Source organism: Natronospira bacteriovora (genome assembly GCF_030848495.1).
GTDB lineage: Bacteria > Pseudomonadota > Gammaproteobacteria > Natronospirales > Natronospiraceae > Natronospira > Natronospira bacteriovora.
Genome location: NZ_JAVDDT010000005.1, coordinates 153,853 through 172,012, shown reverse-complemented (window position 1 = coordinate 172,012; position 18,160 = coordinate 153,853). Strand labels below are relative to the sequence as shown.

Here is an 18,160-nt window from a genome sequence, read left to right as displayed (position 1 = left end):
AAGGCGGGTTGAACCCTGCCCCGGTCTGGCCGTCTGATGGTTTGATGCTCCCTCTGAACCCCCTGAAAATTCTCGACAATAAAGGCTGAACATGCAGAAGCGAACGGATATTCGATGGCTGCCGGTCTGGCTGATCTTGCCGGTTCTTTTTTTTGCCTTCCCTCTCATGGCCAAACAGGCCCTGGATCATTCCGTCTATACGGAATGGAATCGCATCACCGAACAGGCCATCTCCCGGGATGGTGAGTGGGCCCTGTGGGCCATGAGCCCCGAAGAGGCCGATGGCGAGTTGGTGGTGAGAGCGACCGGGGGTGAGCGGGAGTTCCGTTTCGAGCGTGGCGAGAGCGGTGCCTTCAGTCACGACAGTCGCCACGTCGTGGCACTGGTCAAGCCGAGCCATGAGGCAAGCCGTCAGGCCCGCCTGAAGAATCTTTCCGATGAGGAAAAACCCAAGAATGAGCTGCTGCTGCTGAATCTGGATTCCGGCGAAGCGCAGCGCGTTGAACGTGTCCGCTCCTACCGCCTGCCGGGCGAGTCTGGCGACTGGCTGGCCTGGCTGCATGGTGTGCCCGAAGCCGATGAGGCGGCCGAGGAAGACAGCGGTGTGGACGCCGGTGGCAACGGCAACGGCAACGACAACGGACGTGCCGATGACCAGACCGCCGGTACGACGTTGGTGCTGCGTTCACTGAAGGACGGCAGCGAGCACCGTTTCGATCATGTCAGTGACTACGCCTTTTCCGATGACGGCCATCGCCTGGTGTTCACCCTTGTCAGTGAGGATGGCAGCGATGACGGCATTTTCGTGCATGACACCGAGGCCGGCCAGACCCGGGCGTTGAAGACCGGTTTCGGTCATTACACCGGCCTGGCCATCGACGAGGCGGGCACCCAGGTGGCCTTCCTGTTTCAGGCCCGTTCCGACGAGGACGGTGAACCTGAAGGCGAGGATCATGAATACAGTCTGCACCTGTGGAATGCGGAACGTGACCGTCTGCGCGGCATTGCCGATTCGGGGGCGCGTTTCCTCCGTGATGGCTGGCATGTAAGCCGGCATCGCCAGCCGGCCTTCTCGCCGGACGGCAGCCGCCTGTTCTTCGGAACGGCCCCGAAACCGGTGGAAATCCCCGACCACGATGACAAGCTGGATGATGAAGTCGTGGACGTGGACATCTGGCACTGGGAGGACGACCTGCTCCAGCCCATGCAGCGGGAGCAGCTCGAACAGGAGCGCCAGCGCACCTACCTGGCCGTGGCTCATCTCGCGGATCGCAATCGGCTGGTTCAGCTCGGGCGCGAGCACATTCCCGAAGTTCAGGTGGGGCGTGAAGGGGATGCCGGCATGGCCCTGGGTATTTCCAACCTGCCTTACCAGCGCGAGATATCCTGGGATTTTCCGCGCTACTATGATGCCTGGCTGATTGATGTGAACAGTGGTGAAGCGACCCTGGTGCTGAAGGCGGTTCAGTCCATTCCCTCCTTCTCGCCCAAGGCCGGCTACCTGCACTGGTGGGATCGCGATGCGCGCACCTGGCTGGCGATGAATGTGGACAGCCGGGACACGATGGACATGGGCGCTGCCATTGACCACGACCTGGAAGACCATACCAATGACCGTCCCTTTGCCGCCAACCCCTATGCCGCCGCGCTCTGGCTTGAGGATGACAGTGGCCTGATCATCGTTGACCGCCATGATGCCTGGCGCGTTGACCCGGAAACGACGGAAGCCGTCAATCTCACCGGGGGCATGGGCCGGGAACGCGGCTGGAACTTCCGGCCCGTGGACCTGCTGCCCGAGGACAGCGGTATCGCCGTGACGGATACCCTGCTATTCACGACCTTCGATGAGCAAGGCAAGGCCCACGGGTTCTTTGATGTGGCCCTGGCCGGTGATCGGAGCCCGTGCGAGCGGGTGTTCAGCGATCACCGCTATGGCACGCCACTCAAGGCGGAGGCGGCCGACCGCCTGCTGTTCACCCGTGAAAGCTTTCAGGATTTCCCGGATCTGTGGACGGCCGGCCGAGCCTTCGAAGACCTTCAGCGGCTGAGCGAGGCCAATCCCCAGCAGGCGGATTATCGCTGGGGGACGGTGGAGCTGGTGGAATGGGAATCCGAGACCGGCAAGCCCCACCAGGGCATGCTGTTCAAGCCGGATGATTTCGACCCGGACCGCCGCTATCCCATGATCGTCTATTTCTACGAGCGTGCCTCGGATGGTCTGCACAGTCACCGTCCGCCCCAGGCCCATCGCTCGGTGATCATGCCCAGCTTCTATACCAGCAATGAGTACATCGTCTTTGTGCCGGATGTCTGGTACCGGGAGGGCTACCCCGGTGACAGCGCCATGGAGTCCATCATGCCCAAGACCCGGGCCCTGGCCGAACAGCCCTGGGTCGACGAGGACCGTGTGGGTATCCAGGGCCACAGCTGGGCCGGTTACCAGATTGCCTACATGGTCACCAAGACCGATTTCTTCCGGGCCGCCGCCGGGGGCGCGCCGGTGTCGAACATGGTGAGTGCCTACGGCGGCATCCGCTGGCGTACCGGCATGAGCCGCATGTTCCAGTACGAGCGTACCCAGAGCCGTCTCGGCAAGACCCTGTGGGAGGATCGGGAGCTGTATCTGCACAACTCGCCCATCTTCGAGGCGGACAAGATCAATACACCGTTGCTGATGATGCACAATGATCATGATGGCGCCGTGCCCTGGGAGCAGGGTATTGAACTGTTCACGGCACTGCGCCGGCTGGAGCGGCCATCCTGGCTGATCAACTATCGGGACGAGCCGCACTGGCCCACCACCTTTGCCAACCGCAAGGACTGGCAGATTCGTCTGCAGCAGTTCTTTGATCACTACCTCAAGGATGAGCCGGCGCCCCGCTGGTTGCGTTCAGGCATTCCCGCCCTGGAGAAGGGCGCTACACTGGGGTATGAGAAAGACTGAAGAACGATTGCCTCACCCGAAGAAGAGGAGAAAGGCATGTGCGGATATCGAGAATTTCTGACGCTGACCGCCGCTCTGCTGCTGTCTGTCGGCACGGCAGTCGCGGATGACCATGATGGCGAGAGCCGGAAAGGCAAGAATCATGACGCCGTGGCATCCATGGTCAACGCCGGCGGCGAACGCACCGGGATGATCCGTGTTCAGGAGGGCCCGGAAGGCGTGGTGCTGCGGGTGAGTCTCAAGGGCCTGCCGCCGGGCTGGAAGGCCATCCACATCCACGAGAAAGGCACCTGTGACGACCATCACGGCGGGTTCACCGATTCCGGTGGCCATCTGGATCCTCTCGACCGCCAGCACGGCCTGCTCAATGACGAGGGCCCCGAGCTGGGTGACCTGCCCAATATCTGGGTGCACGAGGATGGCCGGGTCAAGGCCGAGATCTATGCCCCGGGGGTGACCCTAAATGGCGAGGGCAGCGGCCTGCTGGCCGGTGACGGCACGGCCTTTGTCATTCACGAAGGGCCGGACGATCACCGGACCCAGCCCATCGGCGGTGCCGGCAGCCGCATCGCCTGTGGTGTGGTTCGCCAGCCCTGATGACGCGCCGACGGTGATGACGCCACGTAAAGCCCGCCGCCAGGCGGGCTTTTCTAGGTTCTTCGCTTTTTCGCAAACAACCTTTCTAATGGAAATACCCTTGCCGGGCGGATGCATCCGGTCTGCCTTCCTGCGAGAATGGTCTTTTGTGCTGGGGGAATGCGCGTGAACCGTTCCGAGTCCGCCGCCGGGCCTGTCGGCCGACGCCTGGAGACGGCGTTGGAGACATTGCAGCAGCGTCGGGATGCCTATCTCGGTTATCCCGTGGCCAAGGATTTCCGATTCTCGGCACTGGCCGAATTCCTGGATGTGCCCCTCAACAATCTGGGTGATCCCTTCAGTGACAGCACCTGGCAGATGGCCACCCGGGAATTCGAGCGGGAAGTATTGGCGGATGCCGCCCGTTGGCTGCGGGCCCCGGAAGACAACTGGTGGGGCTATGTGGGCAATGGCGGCAGCGAGGGCAACCTCTATGGCCTCTATCTGGCCCGGGAGCTGCTACCCGGTGCCACCGTGTATTTCTCCCAGGCCACCCATTACAGTGTCAGCAAGAACCTTCACCTTCTGAACATGCGTCATATCATGATCCGTGCCGACGAGCGCGGGGAAATGGATTATGACGATCTGCGCGAATCCATCCGCATCAACCGCGACCGGCCGGTGATCATCTTTGCCAACATCGGCACCACCATGACCGAGGCCCGCGACGATCTGGGCCGTATCCGTGACATCCTGGACGATCTGGCCATCAGCCAGCGCTACATTCATTCCGATGCGGCCTTCATCGGTCTGGCGGCGCCTTTCATGCAGCCCAGACCGGCCTTCGACTTTGTCGATGGTGCCGACAGCATTTCCATCAGTGGCCACAAGTTCATCGGCTGTGCCATTCCCTGCGGCATCGTGCTGGCGCGCAAGTCCAATGTGGACCGAATCGCCCGCTCCATCGCCTACATCGGCAGCCTGGATACCACCATCAGTGGCTCCCGCAACGGCTTGACACCGCTCATGCTGTGGCAGCGTTTCCGGGAACTGGGCGAAAGCGGCATGGCGGAACGGGTGAAGTCGGCCCAGGCCATGGCCGCCTGGACGGAGGACGCCTTTCGTCAGGCGGGTATTCAGGCCTGGCGCAACCCCGGTGCCTTCACGGTGGTTTTCCCCCGGCCTTCGGATGCCATCATCCGACGCTTTCAGCTGGCCACCGAGGGTAAATGGAGCCATGTGATCTGTGTGCCAGGGGTCGAGCAGTCTCATATCCAGGCTCTGCTGGACGCCTTGCGTGAAGAGGACTTTCCTGAATGATCAAGCAGCTTACCGTCATTGCCGACAGCCGGACCGGACTGATTGCCGACATCAGCCGTGCCCTGGCCGAAGGCGACATCAACATCCGTACCATTGAAGCGGTGGAGGTGGCCGAGCAGGCCTGTGTGCGTCTGCAGGTGGATGATCTGGACGGTGCCCTGAGTCGCCTGAATCGCGAGGGCATGACCGTGGTGGCCGAGGATGTGCTGCTGCTGCGGATTCCGGACCAGCCGGGCAGCCTGGCCAATGCCTCCAACCGCCTGGCGGAAGCCGGCATCGACATCCGGGCCATTACCATGGTGCATCATGGTGAAAGGGAGAACATTGTTGCCCTGGCCTGTGCCGATCCGGAGCGGGCCCGGCAGTTGCTTGATGAATGGATGATGAATTGATGTGAACGTTTTATCGGGAGAGACGCCATGAGCCAGTCATTCTTGCCACCGACCCGTCTGCTGATGGGGCCGGGTCCTTCCAATGTGCCGAAGCGGGTGCTGGAGGCCATGGCCAGGCCCACCATCGGGCACCTGGATCCGGTTTTCGTGGCCTTCATGGATGAGCTCAAGGGGCTGCTGCAGTGGGTTTTTCGTAGCGACAATACTCTGACGCTGCCGGTGTCCGGCCCGGGCACGGCGGGCATGGAGGCCTGTTTCGTCAACCTGCTGGAGCCGGGCGACAAGATCGTGGTCTGCCGCAACGGTGCCTTCGGCCAGCGCATGGTGGAGATGTCCGAACGCATTGGTGCCGAGGTCATCGTGGTGGATCAGGACTGGGGCCGGGCCGTGGATCGCGAGGCCGTCGCCCGAACCCTGGCCGAGCACCCCGATGCCCGGGTGCTGGCCTTCGTGCATGCGGAAACGTCCACCGGCGCGGTGTCCGATGCCGCGGCCCTCGCGGCCCTGGCCATCGAGCACGACTGCCTCAGCATCATGGACTGTGTCACTTCCCTGGGGGGCATGACGCTGGAAGTGGATGACTGGGGTGTGGATGCCGCCTACTCCGGAACCCAGAAATGCCTGTCCTGCCCGCCGGGCCTGTCGCCGGTGACCCTGAGCGAGCGGGCGGCGGAGAAGATTCGTGCACGCAACTACCCGGTGCAGAGCTGGTTCATGGATTTCAGCCTGGTGATGAATTACTGGGGCGGTGGCGGCAAGCGGGCCTATCATCACACCGCCCCCGTCAACGCCCTGTACGGCCTCCACGAGGCATTGCTGATCCTCAAGGAAGAAGGCCTGGAGTCCGCCTGGCGCCGTCATGCCGAAACCCATCAGCAATTGAAACGCATGCTGGAAGGCCTGGGCATCGAATTCGTGGTGCCGGAAGGGGAACGCCTGCCGCAGCTGAATGCGGTGCGCATCCCGGCGGGTATCGACGATGCCGAAGGGCGCCGCTATCTGCTGGAGGAACACGGCATCGAAGTCGGCGCCGGTCTCGGCCCCCTGGCCGGCAAGATCTGGCGCATCGGCCTCATGGGCGAAACCTGCCGCCCCGAGAGCGTGACGCGACTGGAGCAGGGGTTGCGGGGTTTGCTGGGGCGGTAACGGCTGGGACCACGAAATGGACACGAAATGGACACGAGATAAAAAACAAAAAATCATTTGGCCACAGATGGACACGGATGCACGCGGATCAATCCCTGGCACGGCTGGCGCTGACGCCCCCCCTGTGGGAGCGGCTTTCAGCCGCGATTTCAATTGTTTGGTTGGCACGCCATCATCTATGGCCTCGCTGTAGGCGCGGATTCATCCGCGCAATGGCTTGAATTCGCCGTTTGATTCTCTAATGGGAACATTGCAGTCCGTGATGCACCTCATTAAATGGCGGGACGTCGGATTCCGGCCATTGCGCGGATAAATCCGCGCCTACAGGGGGTTTCACCACACCGGCGTGCCAACCGGTCGATTGTCATCGCGGCTGAAAGCCGCTCCCACAGGGGGGCGTCAGCACCCACCGTGCCAGGATTTGATCTGTGTCCATCTGTGTTTATCTGTGGCAAAAAATAGTCTTTTGTCTTTTTATCTCGTGTGCATTTTGTGTCCATTTCGCGGCTAAATGTTTTAAAGGTTTAAGTCGTGGTTCGTTTTTTAGGGAGGGGAGATGAAAAAGTGCCTGGCTTTGCTGTGCCTGTTGTGGATGGCGCCGGCGATGGCGGTCGTCGATCCCTTTCTGGACTGGCGCAGTCTGGACAGTGAGCACTTCACGATTCATTTCCCGGCCGAGCTGGAGGACGATGCACGCCGTGCCCTGTGGATTGCCGAGGACGTGCATGAACGCCTGAGTCAGTCCTTCAACTGGACACCCCGGCGCCAGACCCAGGTGGTGCTGACGGATCAGTTCGATCTCTCCAACGGCTTTGCCTCCCCATTGCCCTACAACTTCATCTACCTCTTCCTCACGCCACCGGATGGGCTGGGCAGTCTCGGGGATTACGATGACTGGCTGGAGCTGCTGATTACCCACGAATACACCCATACCCTGCATCTGGACAAGGCGCGGGCCTTTCCCCGCGGCGCGCGCAGCGTGCTGGGGCGCAACCCCCTGCTGTTTCCCAATCTCTTCAACCCCACCTGGCTCATCGAGGGCCTGGCCATTTATGAAGAGACGGACTGGGAGCGCGGCATTGGTCGCGGCCAGAGCACGCTCTTTGACATGAAGATGCGCCTGGAACTGGAGAGCGGTTTCAAGCCCTTCGACCAGGTGGGCATGGATGGCATCACCACCTGGCCGGCCGGGCGCACACCCTATCTCTACGGGGCCTACTTCTTTCAGTACCTGGAAGCCGAGCACGGCGAGGACAGTGTGCGGGCGCTGGTGGAGAACTACAGCAACAATGTGATCCCCTATCTGGTCAATCGCAATCTGCGACAGACTCTGGCCGATCAGCGCGGCCCGGGACTGGATGGCGAAGCGCTGTGGTCGGATTTCGAACGTTGGCTGGGGCATCGTTTCCGGCCCCATCTGGACGCCATCCGCGAGCAGGGGGAAGTGGCGGGTGAACGCCTGAGCCGGCACGGCTACCAGACCGCCTCTCCACGGGCACTGAACGATGGCCGGGTCTTCTACCTGCGTGCGGATGCCCGCCGCCAGCCCGCCCTGATGGAGTGGACAGCCGACGAAGGCATAAGGGAGATTGCCGATGTGAACGCGGGCGGCCGCCTGGATGTGCATCCCCGCGCCGGTGCCGTGGTGGCCATGCCGGAGCTGTGCCGCAACCGCAATCTCTATTACGACCTCTTTCATGTGGACGTGGACAGTGGCAAGCGCCGGCGACTGACCCGCTGCAGCCGTTACCGCGAGGCTGTCTGGCACCCCGATGGCGAGTGGCTGGCCGCCAGCCGTATCGAGGCCGGCCAGGCGCGCCTGGATTGGCTGGACAGTGAGGGTCGCTTCCAGTCCACCCTCTGGACGCCGCCGGTCGGGGCCGTGCCCGGTCGCCTGGATTTCTCACCCGACGGGCAGCGGATTGCCATGAGTCTGTGGCGGCCCGAACTGGGCTGGACGCTGGGGGCCTTCGATCTGCGCAGCGGGGAATGGCAGGAATGGCTGGCCGACAGCGCCCTGGTGGGGGAGCCCCGTTTTGCCCCGGATGGGGATCAGTTGCTGTTCAGTTCGGAACACGGCGGGGTCTTCAATCTGCGTCGCCTTGATCTGGACAGTGGCCGGATTGACACCCTGAGCAATGTCACCGGCGGTGCCTTTTCACCGACCCAGTCCGCTCACGGCGACATCTTCTATATCGGTTATACGGCGGACGGCTACGACCTGTTTCGCCTGAGTAACGCCATGCCCATTCCGGGCCCGGGCCTGCCCGAACACCACGGGCCCGGCTTTCAGCCGCGACAGCATGCGCGGGCCGAGGGTGAGGATCGTCGCTACCGGCCCTGGTCCACCCTGCGACCGACCAGCTGGTATCCACTGGCACGGGCCACCGAGGCCACCACCGAACTGGGTGTGTCAGTGGCTTCTTTCGATGCTCTCCAGATCCATGATTACGCCGTGGCCTTCCTCTATGAGCCCTCCGAAGACCTGGCCTCCGGACTGATCAGCTATACCTGGGCGGATCGCATCGCCGTGGCCTTTTCCCGTGTGAATGAGTTTGAAAGCGAGGAAGTCGCCGAGGATGACTGGCAGCTGCAGCGGGCGCGGCAGGAAGACCGGGCGCAACTGCAATGGCTGATGCCGGTGACCCGCCAGGACTGGCAGCTGATCCCCCGCATCGGCGGCAGTTATACCCGGGACCGTGACCGGCGTCTGGCCGAGGGTGTCGAGGCCCGGCCCGGCTTTCGCAGTGGTGCCGCCGGTGTTGCCGTGGATCTGGACACCCGGGATATCTATCCGCGCTCCATCAGTCCCAGTCACGGGCGCTGGGTTCGCCTGCTGGCCGAGTCGAATGAAGCCTTCGGCAGCCCGTTCAGTGGTGAGGTCTACAGCCTGGACTGGCGTGAGTACCTGCCCCTCGGAGGCGAGCATGTACTGGCCCTGCGGGCTACCCAGGCCTGGGGTACGGAGCGTCCGCGCCCCTTTCGTCTCGGTGGCGTCAGCCAGCTTGACCTGCTGGGCGCCGAGGCCGTCTTCGAGCGCCGTCGCTACGCCTTGCGTGGCTATGACGAAATCCTGGAAGGCCGCCGCCTGCGCCTGCTGGGCGCCGAATGGCGCTTTCCCATCGCCCGCCCCGAAAGAGGCTTCACCCGTTTCCCCCTGGGCGCTCACCAGTTCTCCGGCCGCCTGTTCACCGAACAGGGCGCGGTCTGGGATCTGGGCGACAACCCGGATCTCAGTCGTCGCAACGTCGGCGCCGAATTGGTCATCGATGCCAATATCTTCTACCGCGCCAACTTCCGCCTGCGCCTGGGCGTGGCCCGCGGCCGGGATGAAGGAGGTGAGACACAGGGATATCTGTTACTCGGCCTCCCCACGCTTTAGACCGGCAGGGCCAAAAAGGTTTTTATCGTTGTCGTAATCGTAATCGTAATCGGCTTTTTGATAAGAGCAAGGAGCGAAAAAGCCGATTACGACTACGATTACGACTACGATGTTTGTTGCCATCGTGATAGCGGTGGGGGGTGGGTGATACCATCTTTTCCCCACTCCCAATCCCCAAAAGGACGCTGATCCATGTTTCAGACCATCCAGCAGGCCTACCATCGACTGGTGCTTGATCGTCCCTGGTGGGTGATCATTCCGATTCTGGTTCTGCTGGTGCTGGCGGCGAGTCAGGTTCGGCATTTCCATCTGGATGCCTCGGCGGAGTCCCTCATGCTGGAGGGGGATCCGGACATGCATTACTACCGGGAGATTCGGGCCCGCTACGGTTCGGATGATTTCCTCATCGTGACCTGGACGCCCGAGGCGGAACTGTTCTCGGATCAGGCCCTGGCGCAGCTAGCGGATCTGCGGGACGAGCTGGCGGCGCTGGATGCGGTCGCCAACGTCATGAGCATTCTGGACGTGCCTCTGCTGGATAGTCCGCGAGCCACCCTGGGGGAGGTGGAGACCGGACTGAGAACCCTGATGGACGAAGACACGGATCGGGGTCTGGCCCGGGAGGAGTTCCGCAGCAGCCCGCTCTACCAGGATCTGCTCATGAATCAGGATGCGGACACATCGGCCGTTCTGGTGACGCTGAAGCGCGATGCCAGGGCCCATGAGTTGATTCAGCGCCGTGACGAACTTCGTATCCGTGATGCCGAGCAAGGGCTGAGCCGCGAAGAGGCAGCTGAACTGGAAGCCGTGACCGAGGCCTACCGTCAACGCAGTCGTGAGCTGCAGGCCGATCTGGAAGCCACCATTGCCGATGTGCGCACCATCCTGGATCGGCATCGTGAACAGGCCACCATCCATCTGGGCGGGGTACCCATGATTGCGGTGGACATGATCGATTTCGTGCGCGGGGATATTCGTACCTTCGGTGTGGGTGTGGCCATCTTCATCCTGCTGTTGCTGGCCTTTACCTTCCAGCGTCTGCGCTGGGTGCTGGTGCCTTCCCTGATTTCCGGTGCTGTCGCCCTGGGCATGACGGGCTTTCTGGGTTTCAGCAACTGGCCGGTGACCGTGGTGTCCTCCAATTTCATCTCCCTGGTGCTGATCATCAGCCTGTCACTGATGATTCACCTCATCGTCCGTCACCGCGAACTGCATGTGCAGTCACCGCAGGCGGCCGGCCGAACCCTGATGCGGGAAACCGTTGACAGCAAATTCAAGCCGTCCCTGTATACCGCCATCACCACCATCATCGCCTTCGGCGCCATGATCTTTGCCGATATCCGGCCCGTGATCGACTTCGGTCTGATGATGGTCTGTGCCGTCACCATGGCCTTTCTCCTCACCTTTGCCCTGTTCCCCAGCCTGCTTGGCACCCTGCCACCAGGCAGGGTGCCGCGCTTTCGCCGGGACATCACTGCACGCTTCAACCGGCGTGTGGCCGCCGTGGTGGACCGGCACCCGATGACGGTGGTTACGGTATTCCTGTTGCTGGTCTCGGTGAGTCTGGTGGGTGTGAGCCGTATAACGGTGGAGAATCGTTTCATCGATTACTTCAAGACGGACACCGAAATCTACCAGGGCATGGAGCTGATAGACCGTGAGCTGGGTGGTACCACGCCGCTGGACGTGGTGCTGGATCCAAGCCACGCCTATCTGGAGGGGCACGTCACCGTCCGTGAAGAGAGCCGTGAGCAGCACGATGTCGACGATGGGACTGGTGAAGCCGCGGACGATGCCTGGTCCGATGAGGAATGGGGAGACGATGACTGGGGCGACGACTGGAACGGTGGTGATGATGAATGGGCCGGCGGCTGGGACGATGATTTCGACCTGGACGATGAGCCGGGCCCGGTCGGGGGCTACTGGTTCAATGAATACCAGGTGGAGGTCATGGGGGATATCCACGACTATCTGGATGGGTTGCCGGAAACCGGAAAAGTGCTTTCCGTGGCCACCAGCCTGCGCCTGATCCAGATGCTCAATAATGATCGCCCCCTGAGCTCCTTTGAAATGGGTGTCATGTTCGAGCGCCTTCCGGAAGACCTTCGGGATATCCTGTTTGACCCCTACATGTCGGATGACGGTGACCAGATCCGTTTCGATATTCGCATCATTGATTCCGCGCCCAACCTGGAGCGTGATGAGTTGCTCAGGCAGATACGGAGCGATCTCATGGAGCGTTTCGATCTGGCACCCGAGCAGGTGAATCTCACCGGCATGCTGGTTCTCTACAATAACGTGATGCAGAGCCTGGTGCGTTCCCAGTTCGTGACCCTGTTCGTGGTGTTCGCGGCCATGATGCTGATGTTCGCCTTCCTGTTCCGTTCCCTGAAGATGGCCGTCATCGGGCCCTTGCCGACCCTGGTGGCTTCCATCGGCGTGATCGGCCTGATTGGCTGGCTCGGCCTGCCGCTGGATATCATGACCATGACCATCGCTGCCATTACCATTGGCATCGGCGTGCATGACACCATCCATTACACCCATCGCTTCCAGGCCGAAGTGGCCGGTGGCCGTGATTACCGTGACGCCGCCACGGAGAGTCACGTTCAGGTGGGCCGGGCCATGGTCTATACCACGGTCATCATCATTGCCGGCTTCTCCATCCTGACACTGTCCAACTTCATGCCGACCATCTACTTCGGTCTGTTGACCGGCGTCGCCATGGCCTTCGCCCTGCTCAGCAACCTGTTCCTGCTGCCGTTGCTGCTGAAGCGAATCCGGCCTTTCTGACGGGGTGGGGTGGGACCACGAAATGGACACGAAATGCACACGAGATGAAAACCTAAGAAAACCTTTAGCCGCGAGATGGACGCGAAATAAAAAGTCAGAAGATTATTGGCCACAGATGAACATGGATGGACGCAGATGTTTGGCCGTGCGTGGGAGCCGCCGTGCTGATTCGGAGGGGCAGTGCCTGCGGATGTGACGGGGGGGTGGCTATAGGCAGCGTGGGAGCGGATTTATCCGCGATGACAATCCCTCGGTTGTTATGCCGGTATCTAATGCCCCGCTGTAGGCGCGGATTCATCCGCGCAATGGCCCAAATCCGACGCCCCACCATTCATTGAGGTGCATCACGGATTGCACCGATCCCAATTAGAGAATCAAACGGCGAATTCAAGCCATTGCGCGGATGAATCCGCGCCTACAGGGGGCATGGGTCATTTGACGTGCCAACCGATGGATTGTCATCGCGGATAAATCCGCTCCTACGCGGGCAATAAGCGTCCGCCGTGCCAGGTCACATCTCGTGTGCATTTCGTGTGCATTTCGTGTGCATTTCGTGGTCTCATTTACGAAACGTCTTAGCGGAGGAGTTCCCCATGCGTGGTGATCAGTCGAGAGTGATTCGCTTGTCCGAGTACTCGCCGCCGGCGTGGCTGGTGGATCGGGTGGATCTGCGTTTCGAGCTGGATGCGGAAAAGACGCGGGTACACAACCGCATGGCGTTGCGGCGCAATCCCGAGCTGCCACCACAGCGACTGGTGCTGGACGGAGAGGGGCTGGCGCTTGAGTCGCTCCACCTGGACGGTCAGGCCCTGGGGGCGGGCGACTATGAGCTGTCGGACGACAGCCTGGAGCTCGAAACCGATCGGGACGAGCTGGTGCTGGAGGTGGTCAATACCATCCACCCCGCAGCGAACACGGCCCTTGAGGGGCTGTACCAGTCGGCGGATTTCCTGCTGACCCAGTGCGAGGCGGAAGGCTTTCGCAAGATCACCTGGTATCCGGATCGCCCCGACGTCATGAGCGAGTTCCGGGTGCGCCTGGAAGCGGACAAGACCCGCTATCCGGTGCTGCTGTCCAACGGCAACCCGGACGAGAGTGGCGAACTTTCCGGTGGCCGGCACTTCGCCGAGTGGCATGACCCCCATCCCAAGCCCAGCTATCTCTTCGCCCTGGTGGCGGGGGATCTGGGTTGCATCGAACAGGACTACACCACGGCGGAAGGCCGCCCGGTCCGCCTTCGCGTCTACGCCGAGCATCGCAACATGGACCAATGCGACTTCGCCCTGGAGTCATTGGTCAATGCCATGCGCTGGGACGAGGAGCGTTTCGGCCTCAGTTACGACCTGGATGTGTACAACATCGTCGCCACGGACGATTTCAACATGGGGGCCATGGAGAACAAGGGGCTGAACATCTTCAATTCCCGTTTCGTTCTGGCTCGGCCGGATACGGCCACGGATGACGATTATCTGGGCATTGAATCGGTCATTGGCCATGAATACTTCCATAACTGGACGGGCAATCGCGTTACCTGCCGTGACTGGTTTCAGCTCAGCCTCAAGGAAGGCCTCACCGTCTTCCGGGATCAGGAGTTTTCCTCGGATCGTCAGTCCCGGGCGGTGAAGCGCATCGAGGATGTTCGCCTGCTGCGCTCGGCCCAGTTCCCCGAAGATGCCGGCCCCATGGCCCACCCGGTACGCCCACCCGAGTACGAGGAGATCAACAACTTCTACACCGCCACCGTGTACATCAAGGGGGCGGAAGTGCTTCGCATGTACCACAGCCTGCTGGGCGAGGCGGGGTTCCAGAAGGGCATGCACCTGTACTTCCAGCGTCATGACGGCCAGGCCGTGACCACGGACGATTTCCTGGCCGCCATGGCCGATGCCAATGATGTGGATCTGTCGCAGTTCGCGCGCTGGTACGAGCAGGCGGGCACGCCCGTGGTCAGTGTGCGCGAGGACTGGGATGAGGCGGCCGCCCGTTACACGCTGACCCTGAGCCAGCACACACCGGACACGGCGGGACAGACGGGCAAGCAGCCCTTCTTCATTCCCGTGCGCATGGGTCTGCTCGACGGCCAGGGTCAGGCCATGGACTTGAACCGGGACGGTCAGCCATTGGGCCGGGACACCGTGCTCGCCCTGACCGAGCGTGAGCAGTCCTTTACCTTCGACGAGGTGCACGAGCGCCCGGTGCCCTCGCTGCTGCGCGGATTCTCGGCGCCGGTGAAACTCGATCATGATCAGGATGACGCCGCCCTGGCTCACCTCATGGCGCATGATGACGATGACTTCAATCGCTGGGATGCCGGCCAGCGGCTGGCCAGCCGCGCGATTCTGGCGGCCCATGAGGCCATCCTGGAGGGCCGGCCCGCCGCCTTCCCGGAAAGCATCGACCGGGCCTTCGCTGCCCTGCTGGCCGATGACAAGGCCGACCCCGGCCTGCGGGCGGAAGCCTTCAAGCTACCCACCGAGGTCTGGCTGGCCGAGCAGGTGGAGGTGGTGGACCCCGGTGCCATTGCCGAGGCGCGGGACGCGCTGAAGGCCCACCTGGCCGAACGCTTCCGTGATGACTGGCGTCGTCTGCACGAGGCCACCCGGGTGAGCGGCCCCTACCGGGTGACGCCGGAAGCCATCCAGCAGCGCAAGCTGAATGCCGTTGCCCTGGATTACCTGATCTGCGATGCCGGCCAGGCCGATCTTGAACGGGCGCGTCAATGCTTTGATGAAGCCGACAACATGAGTGAGCAGATGGCTGCCCTGCGCGCCATCGTTCTCAATGGCCAGTCCCTGAGCGACCAGGTACTGGATGCCTTTTACACCCAATGGCAGTCCCAGCCCCTGGTGGTGGATAAATGGTTTGCCCTGCAGGCCATGCGCGAGGACGGTGATGTTCTGGCTCGTGTGCGTGAACTGCGCGAACACCCGGCGTTCAGCATCCGCAACCCGAACAAGGTGCGGGCTCTTTTCGGCAGCTTCGCCAATGGCAACCGTCGTGCCTTCCATGCCCGTGACGGCCAGGCCTACGAGATGATGGCGGACGTGGTGCTGGAAGTGGATGCCCTCAACCCGAGCATCGCCGCCAGGCTGGTGAGCGTCTTCAACCCCTGGCGGCGCTTCGAGCCGGTCAGGCGCGAACGGATGCAGGCACAGATCCAGCGCATCGCCGCCGCGGATGGCCTCAGCCGGGATGTGGGCGAAATCGTGCGCCGGGCCTTGGCGGAGTGAGGCTTGGACCACGAAAAAACATTTAGCCGCGAGATGCACGCGAAATGGACGCTAGATGAAAAGATAAAAAATATTGGCCACAGATGAACGCAGATGTTGGGCCGTGCGTGGAGTGATGCCGTGCTGCTTCGGAGGGGCCGTGCTGCTTCGGAGGGGCCGTGCTGCTTCGGAGGGGCCGTGCTGCTTCGGAGGGGCCGTGCTTGCGGAGGGCATGAAAGGCTGGACCACGAAATAAACACGAAATGGACACAAAATAGGGCCTGGCACAGCGGGCGGTCAGCACCCGCCGTGCCACAGACCAATCTGTGTTCATCTGCGTTTATCTGTGGCTAATCATCTTTTCTCTTTTTATCTTGTGTCCATTTCGCGTGCATCTCGCGGCTAAATGTTTTCAAGGTTTTATCTCGTGTTTATCTTGTGTCCATTTCGTGGTCCCAAAAAAAGGCCGGTCATGTGACCGGCCTTGAAGACGACATGTGCTGCGTGTTCAGAACACGTAACTCAGGCTAATGAAGTCGATATCGCCACCGTCTTCGTCATCGGCCATGGTCCGGGTCCATTCCACCCGCCAGTCACCGAACAGGGCGGCGGCGCCAATGGCGAAATCCGTGCTGTCGTTGCTGAAGCCGTTGAAACTGAAATCGGAGCGAACCATGCCCAGCTTGCCGCGCACCTTGAGAAACGGGGTGGGGGTGGTGATGGTGGCAAAGGCGCCGAGCTGGTTGCCGCTGTAATCAAAACCACCAATTTCACCGTCCTGCAGGGTCTGGGTCAGCTGACCTTCCACGCCCACCAGGGGAATGAAGGGAATATTGACGCCCACCGAGGCGGTGCCAGCGATGGCGGCGCTGTCGTCGTCTTCCAGGGTCAGTGCGCCGATGCCCACGCCGATGTCAATCAGGGGCAGGGCCTTGGCGGCGGGGGCGGCGATCAGGCTTCCGGCCAGCAACAGGCCGGCGATGAGCTGCTTGTTCATTGGGACTTCCTCTCGATTCGGGAAAAGGTGATTCCACGCTAGGATAGCGACCTGCCGGGGGGATTTCCATCACCCATCCGGGGTGCCCAAGGGTAGCGGCTGCTAGAATACCCGCCTTCAGTGCCCCTTGTGGGTGCGACTGGAGCAATCAAGGGTTTTCCGGGTTTTTCCTTCTGGGGGTTTGCAATGGTTTCGATCGGAACACCGGGGCGTGCGGCGGCCCGACGCGTCATGTTGCTGGGCAGCGGCGAGCTGGGCAAGGAAGTGGTCATTGCACTGCAGCGACTCGCCTGTGAAGTGATTGCCGTGGATCGTTACGCGGATGCACCGGCCATGCAGGTGGCCCATCGCCGTCACGTCATCAACATGCTCGACGGTGACGCTCTGTCGGCCGTGGTGAGGGAGGAACGCCCACACTTGATCGTCCCGGAAGTGGAGGCCATTGCCACCGACGCCCTTCAGGCGCTGGAACACGATGGTTTTCACGTGGTTCCCACTGCGCGGGCCACGCAATTGACCATGAACCGTGAGGGCATCCGGCGGCTGGCGGCCGAAGAGCTGGATTTGCCGACCTCCTCCTATCGCTTCGCCGACAATGAGGCGGATTATCGGGCAGCCGTGGCGGTGATCGGCCTGCCTTGCGTGGTCAAGCCGGTGATGTCCTCGTCGGGCAAGGGGCAGAGTCTGTTGCGTTCCGAAGCCGACATTCAGCCCGCCTGGGACCATGCCCAGTCCGGCGGTCGCGCCGGTGCGGGCCGCGTGATCATTGAGGGCTTCGTGGATTTCGATTACGAAATCACCTTGCTCACCCTGCGCCACCGGGATGGCACCAGCTTCTGTGACCCCATCGGCCACCGCCAGGAGGACGGCGACTACCGTGAGTCCTGGCAGCCCCAGGCCATGTCGGAGACAGCCCTGGCTCGGGCAAAGGACATTGCCGAATCCGTGACCACGGCCCTGGGTGGCTGGGGCATCTTCGGCGTGGAATTCTTCGTCAAGGGTGATGAGGTGTGGTTCAGCGAGGTCTCGCCACGGCCCCACGACACCGGTCTGGTGACGCTGATCTCCCAGAACCTGTCGGAATTCGAATTGCATGCCCGCGCCATTCTCGGCCTGCCGATCCCCCGCATTCGGCAGTACGGCCCCTCGGCATCGTCCGCCCTGCTCGTGAACGGGGAGTCGGAGAACGTCGCTTTCCATGCCCTTGAGAAGGCACTGTCCGAAGCCGATACGGATCTCCGCCTGTTCGGCAAGCCCGCGGTGCAGGGAAGCCGTCGCATGGGCGTGGCCCTGGCCAGGGCCGACAGCCTGGATGCCGCCGTGGAGAAGGCCGTTCGGGCACGCTCGGCCATCGAGGTGACGCTGGATTGATCGCGGCCGGCTGTCAGCCGCAGGCCATCC

General features: G+C 62.0%; 10 protein-coding genes. 9 read left to right on the top strand and 1 reads right to left on the bottom strand.

All coding sequences use genetic code 11. The features are described 5' to 3' along the window. Positions 1–91: 91 nt before the first annotated feature. The 8 genes from RBH19_RS09280 (at position 92) to pepN (ending at position 15,783) form a co-directional block, all read left to right on the top strand. Positions 92–2,944 (top strand): S9 family peptidase, encoded by a 2,853-nt coding sequence (locus RBH19_RS09280; protein WP_306728564.1) that lies wholly within the window; start codon positions 92–94, stop codon positions 2,942–2,944. Between the two features lie 36 nt (positions 2,945–2,980). Next, positions 2,981–3,541, top strand: coding sequence for a superoxide dismutase family protein (locus RBH19_RS09275; RefSeq protein WP_306728563.1), 561 nt, complete (start codon positions 2,981–2,983; stop codon positions 3,539–3,541). 165 nt (positions 3,542–3,706) lie between these two features. Continuing rightward, complete coding sequence (locus tag RBH19_RS09270; RefSeq protein ID WP_306728562.1) at positions 3,707–4,840, top strand: histidine decarboxylase; 1,134 nt, start codon at positions 3,707–3,709, stop codon at positions 4,838–4,840. Further along, entirely contained in the window at positions 4,837–5,232 is a 396-nt protein-coding gene (locus RBH19_RS09265; RefSeq protein WP_306728561.1) for an ACT domain-containing protein, read from the top strand. Before RBH19_RS09270 ends, RBH19_RS09265 begins: the two co-directional genes overlap by 4 nt. Before the next feature lie 27 nt (positions 5,233–5,259). Then, the gene (locus RBH19_RS09260) at positions 5,260–6,378 is read left to right on the top strand and encodes a pyridoxal-phosphate-dependent aminotransferase family protein (RefSeq protein WP_306728560.1); all 1,119 of its coding nucleotides are present in this window, start codon (positions 5,260–5,262) and stop codon (positions 6,376–6,378) included. Between the two features lie 556 nt (positions 6,379–6,934). Further along, a complete protein-coding gene (locus RBH19_RS09255; RefSeq protein ID WP_306728559.1) occupies positions 6,935–9,760 on the top strand; it encodes a TolB-like translocation protein in 2,826 nt (941 codons plus the stop codon). Between the two features lie 192 nt (positions 9,761–9,952). After that, positions 9,953–12,553 (top strand): MMPL family transporter, encoded by a 2,601-nt coding sequence (locus RBH19_RS09250; protein WP_306728558.1) that lies wholly within the window; start codon positions 9,953–9,955, stop codon positions 12,551–12,553. 593 nt (positions 12,554–13,146) lie between these two features. Further along, positions 13,147–15,783: an aminopeptidase N gene (pepN, locus tag RBH19_RS09245; protein ID WP_306728557.1), complete on the top strand. Its 2,637-nt coding sequence runs from the start codon at positions 13,147–13,149 to the stop codon at positions 15,781–15,783. A 487-nt stretch (positions 15,784–16,270) separates the two neighbouring features. Here pepN and RBH19_RS09240 read toward each other — a convergent pair whose 3' ends face one another. After that, entirely contained in the window at positions 16,271–16,759 is a 489-nt protein-coding gene (locus RBH19_RS09240) for a hypothetical protein (RefSeq protein WP_306728556.1), read from the bottom strand. Positions 16,760–16,945: 186 nt separating this feature from the next. Here RBH19_RS09240 and purT point away from each other — a divergent pair, with 186 nt between their 5' ends. Beyond that, a complete protein-coding gene (gene purT, locus RBH19_RS09235) occupies positions 16,946–18,130 on the top strand; it encodes a formate-dependent phosphoribosylglycinamide formyltransferase (protein ID WP_306728555.1) in 1,185 nt (394 codons plus the stop codon). Positions 18,131–18,160: the final 30 nt, after the last annotated feature.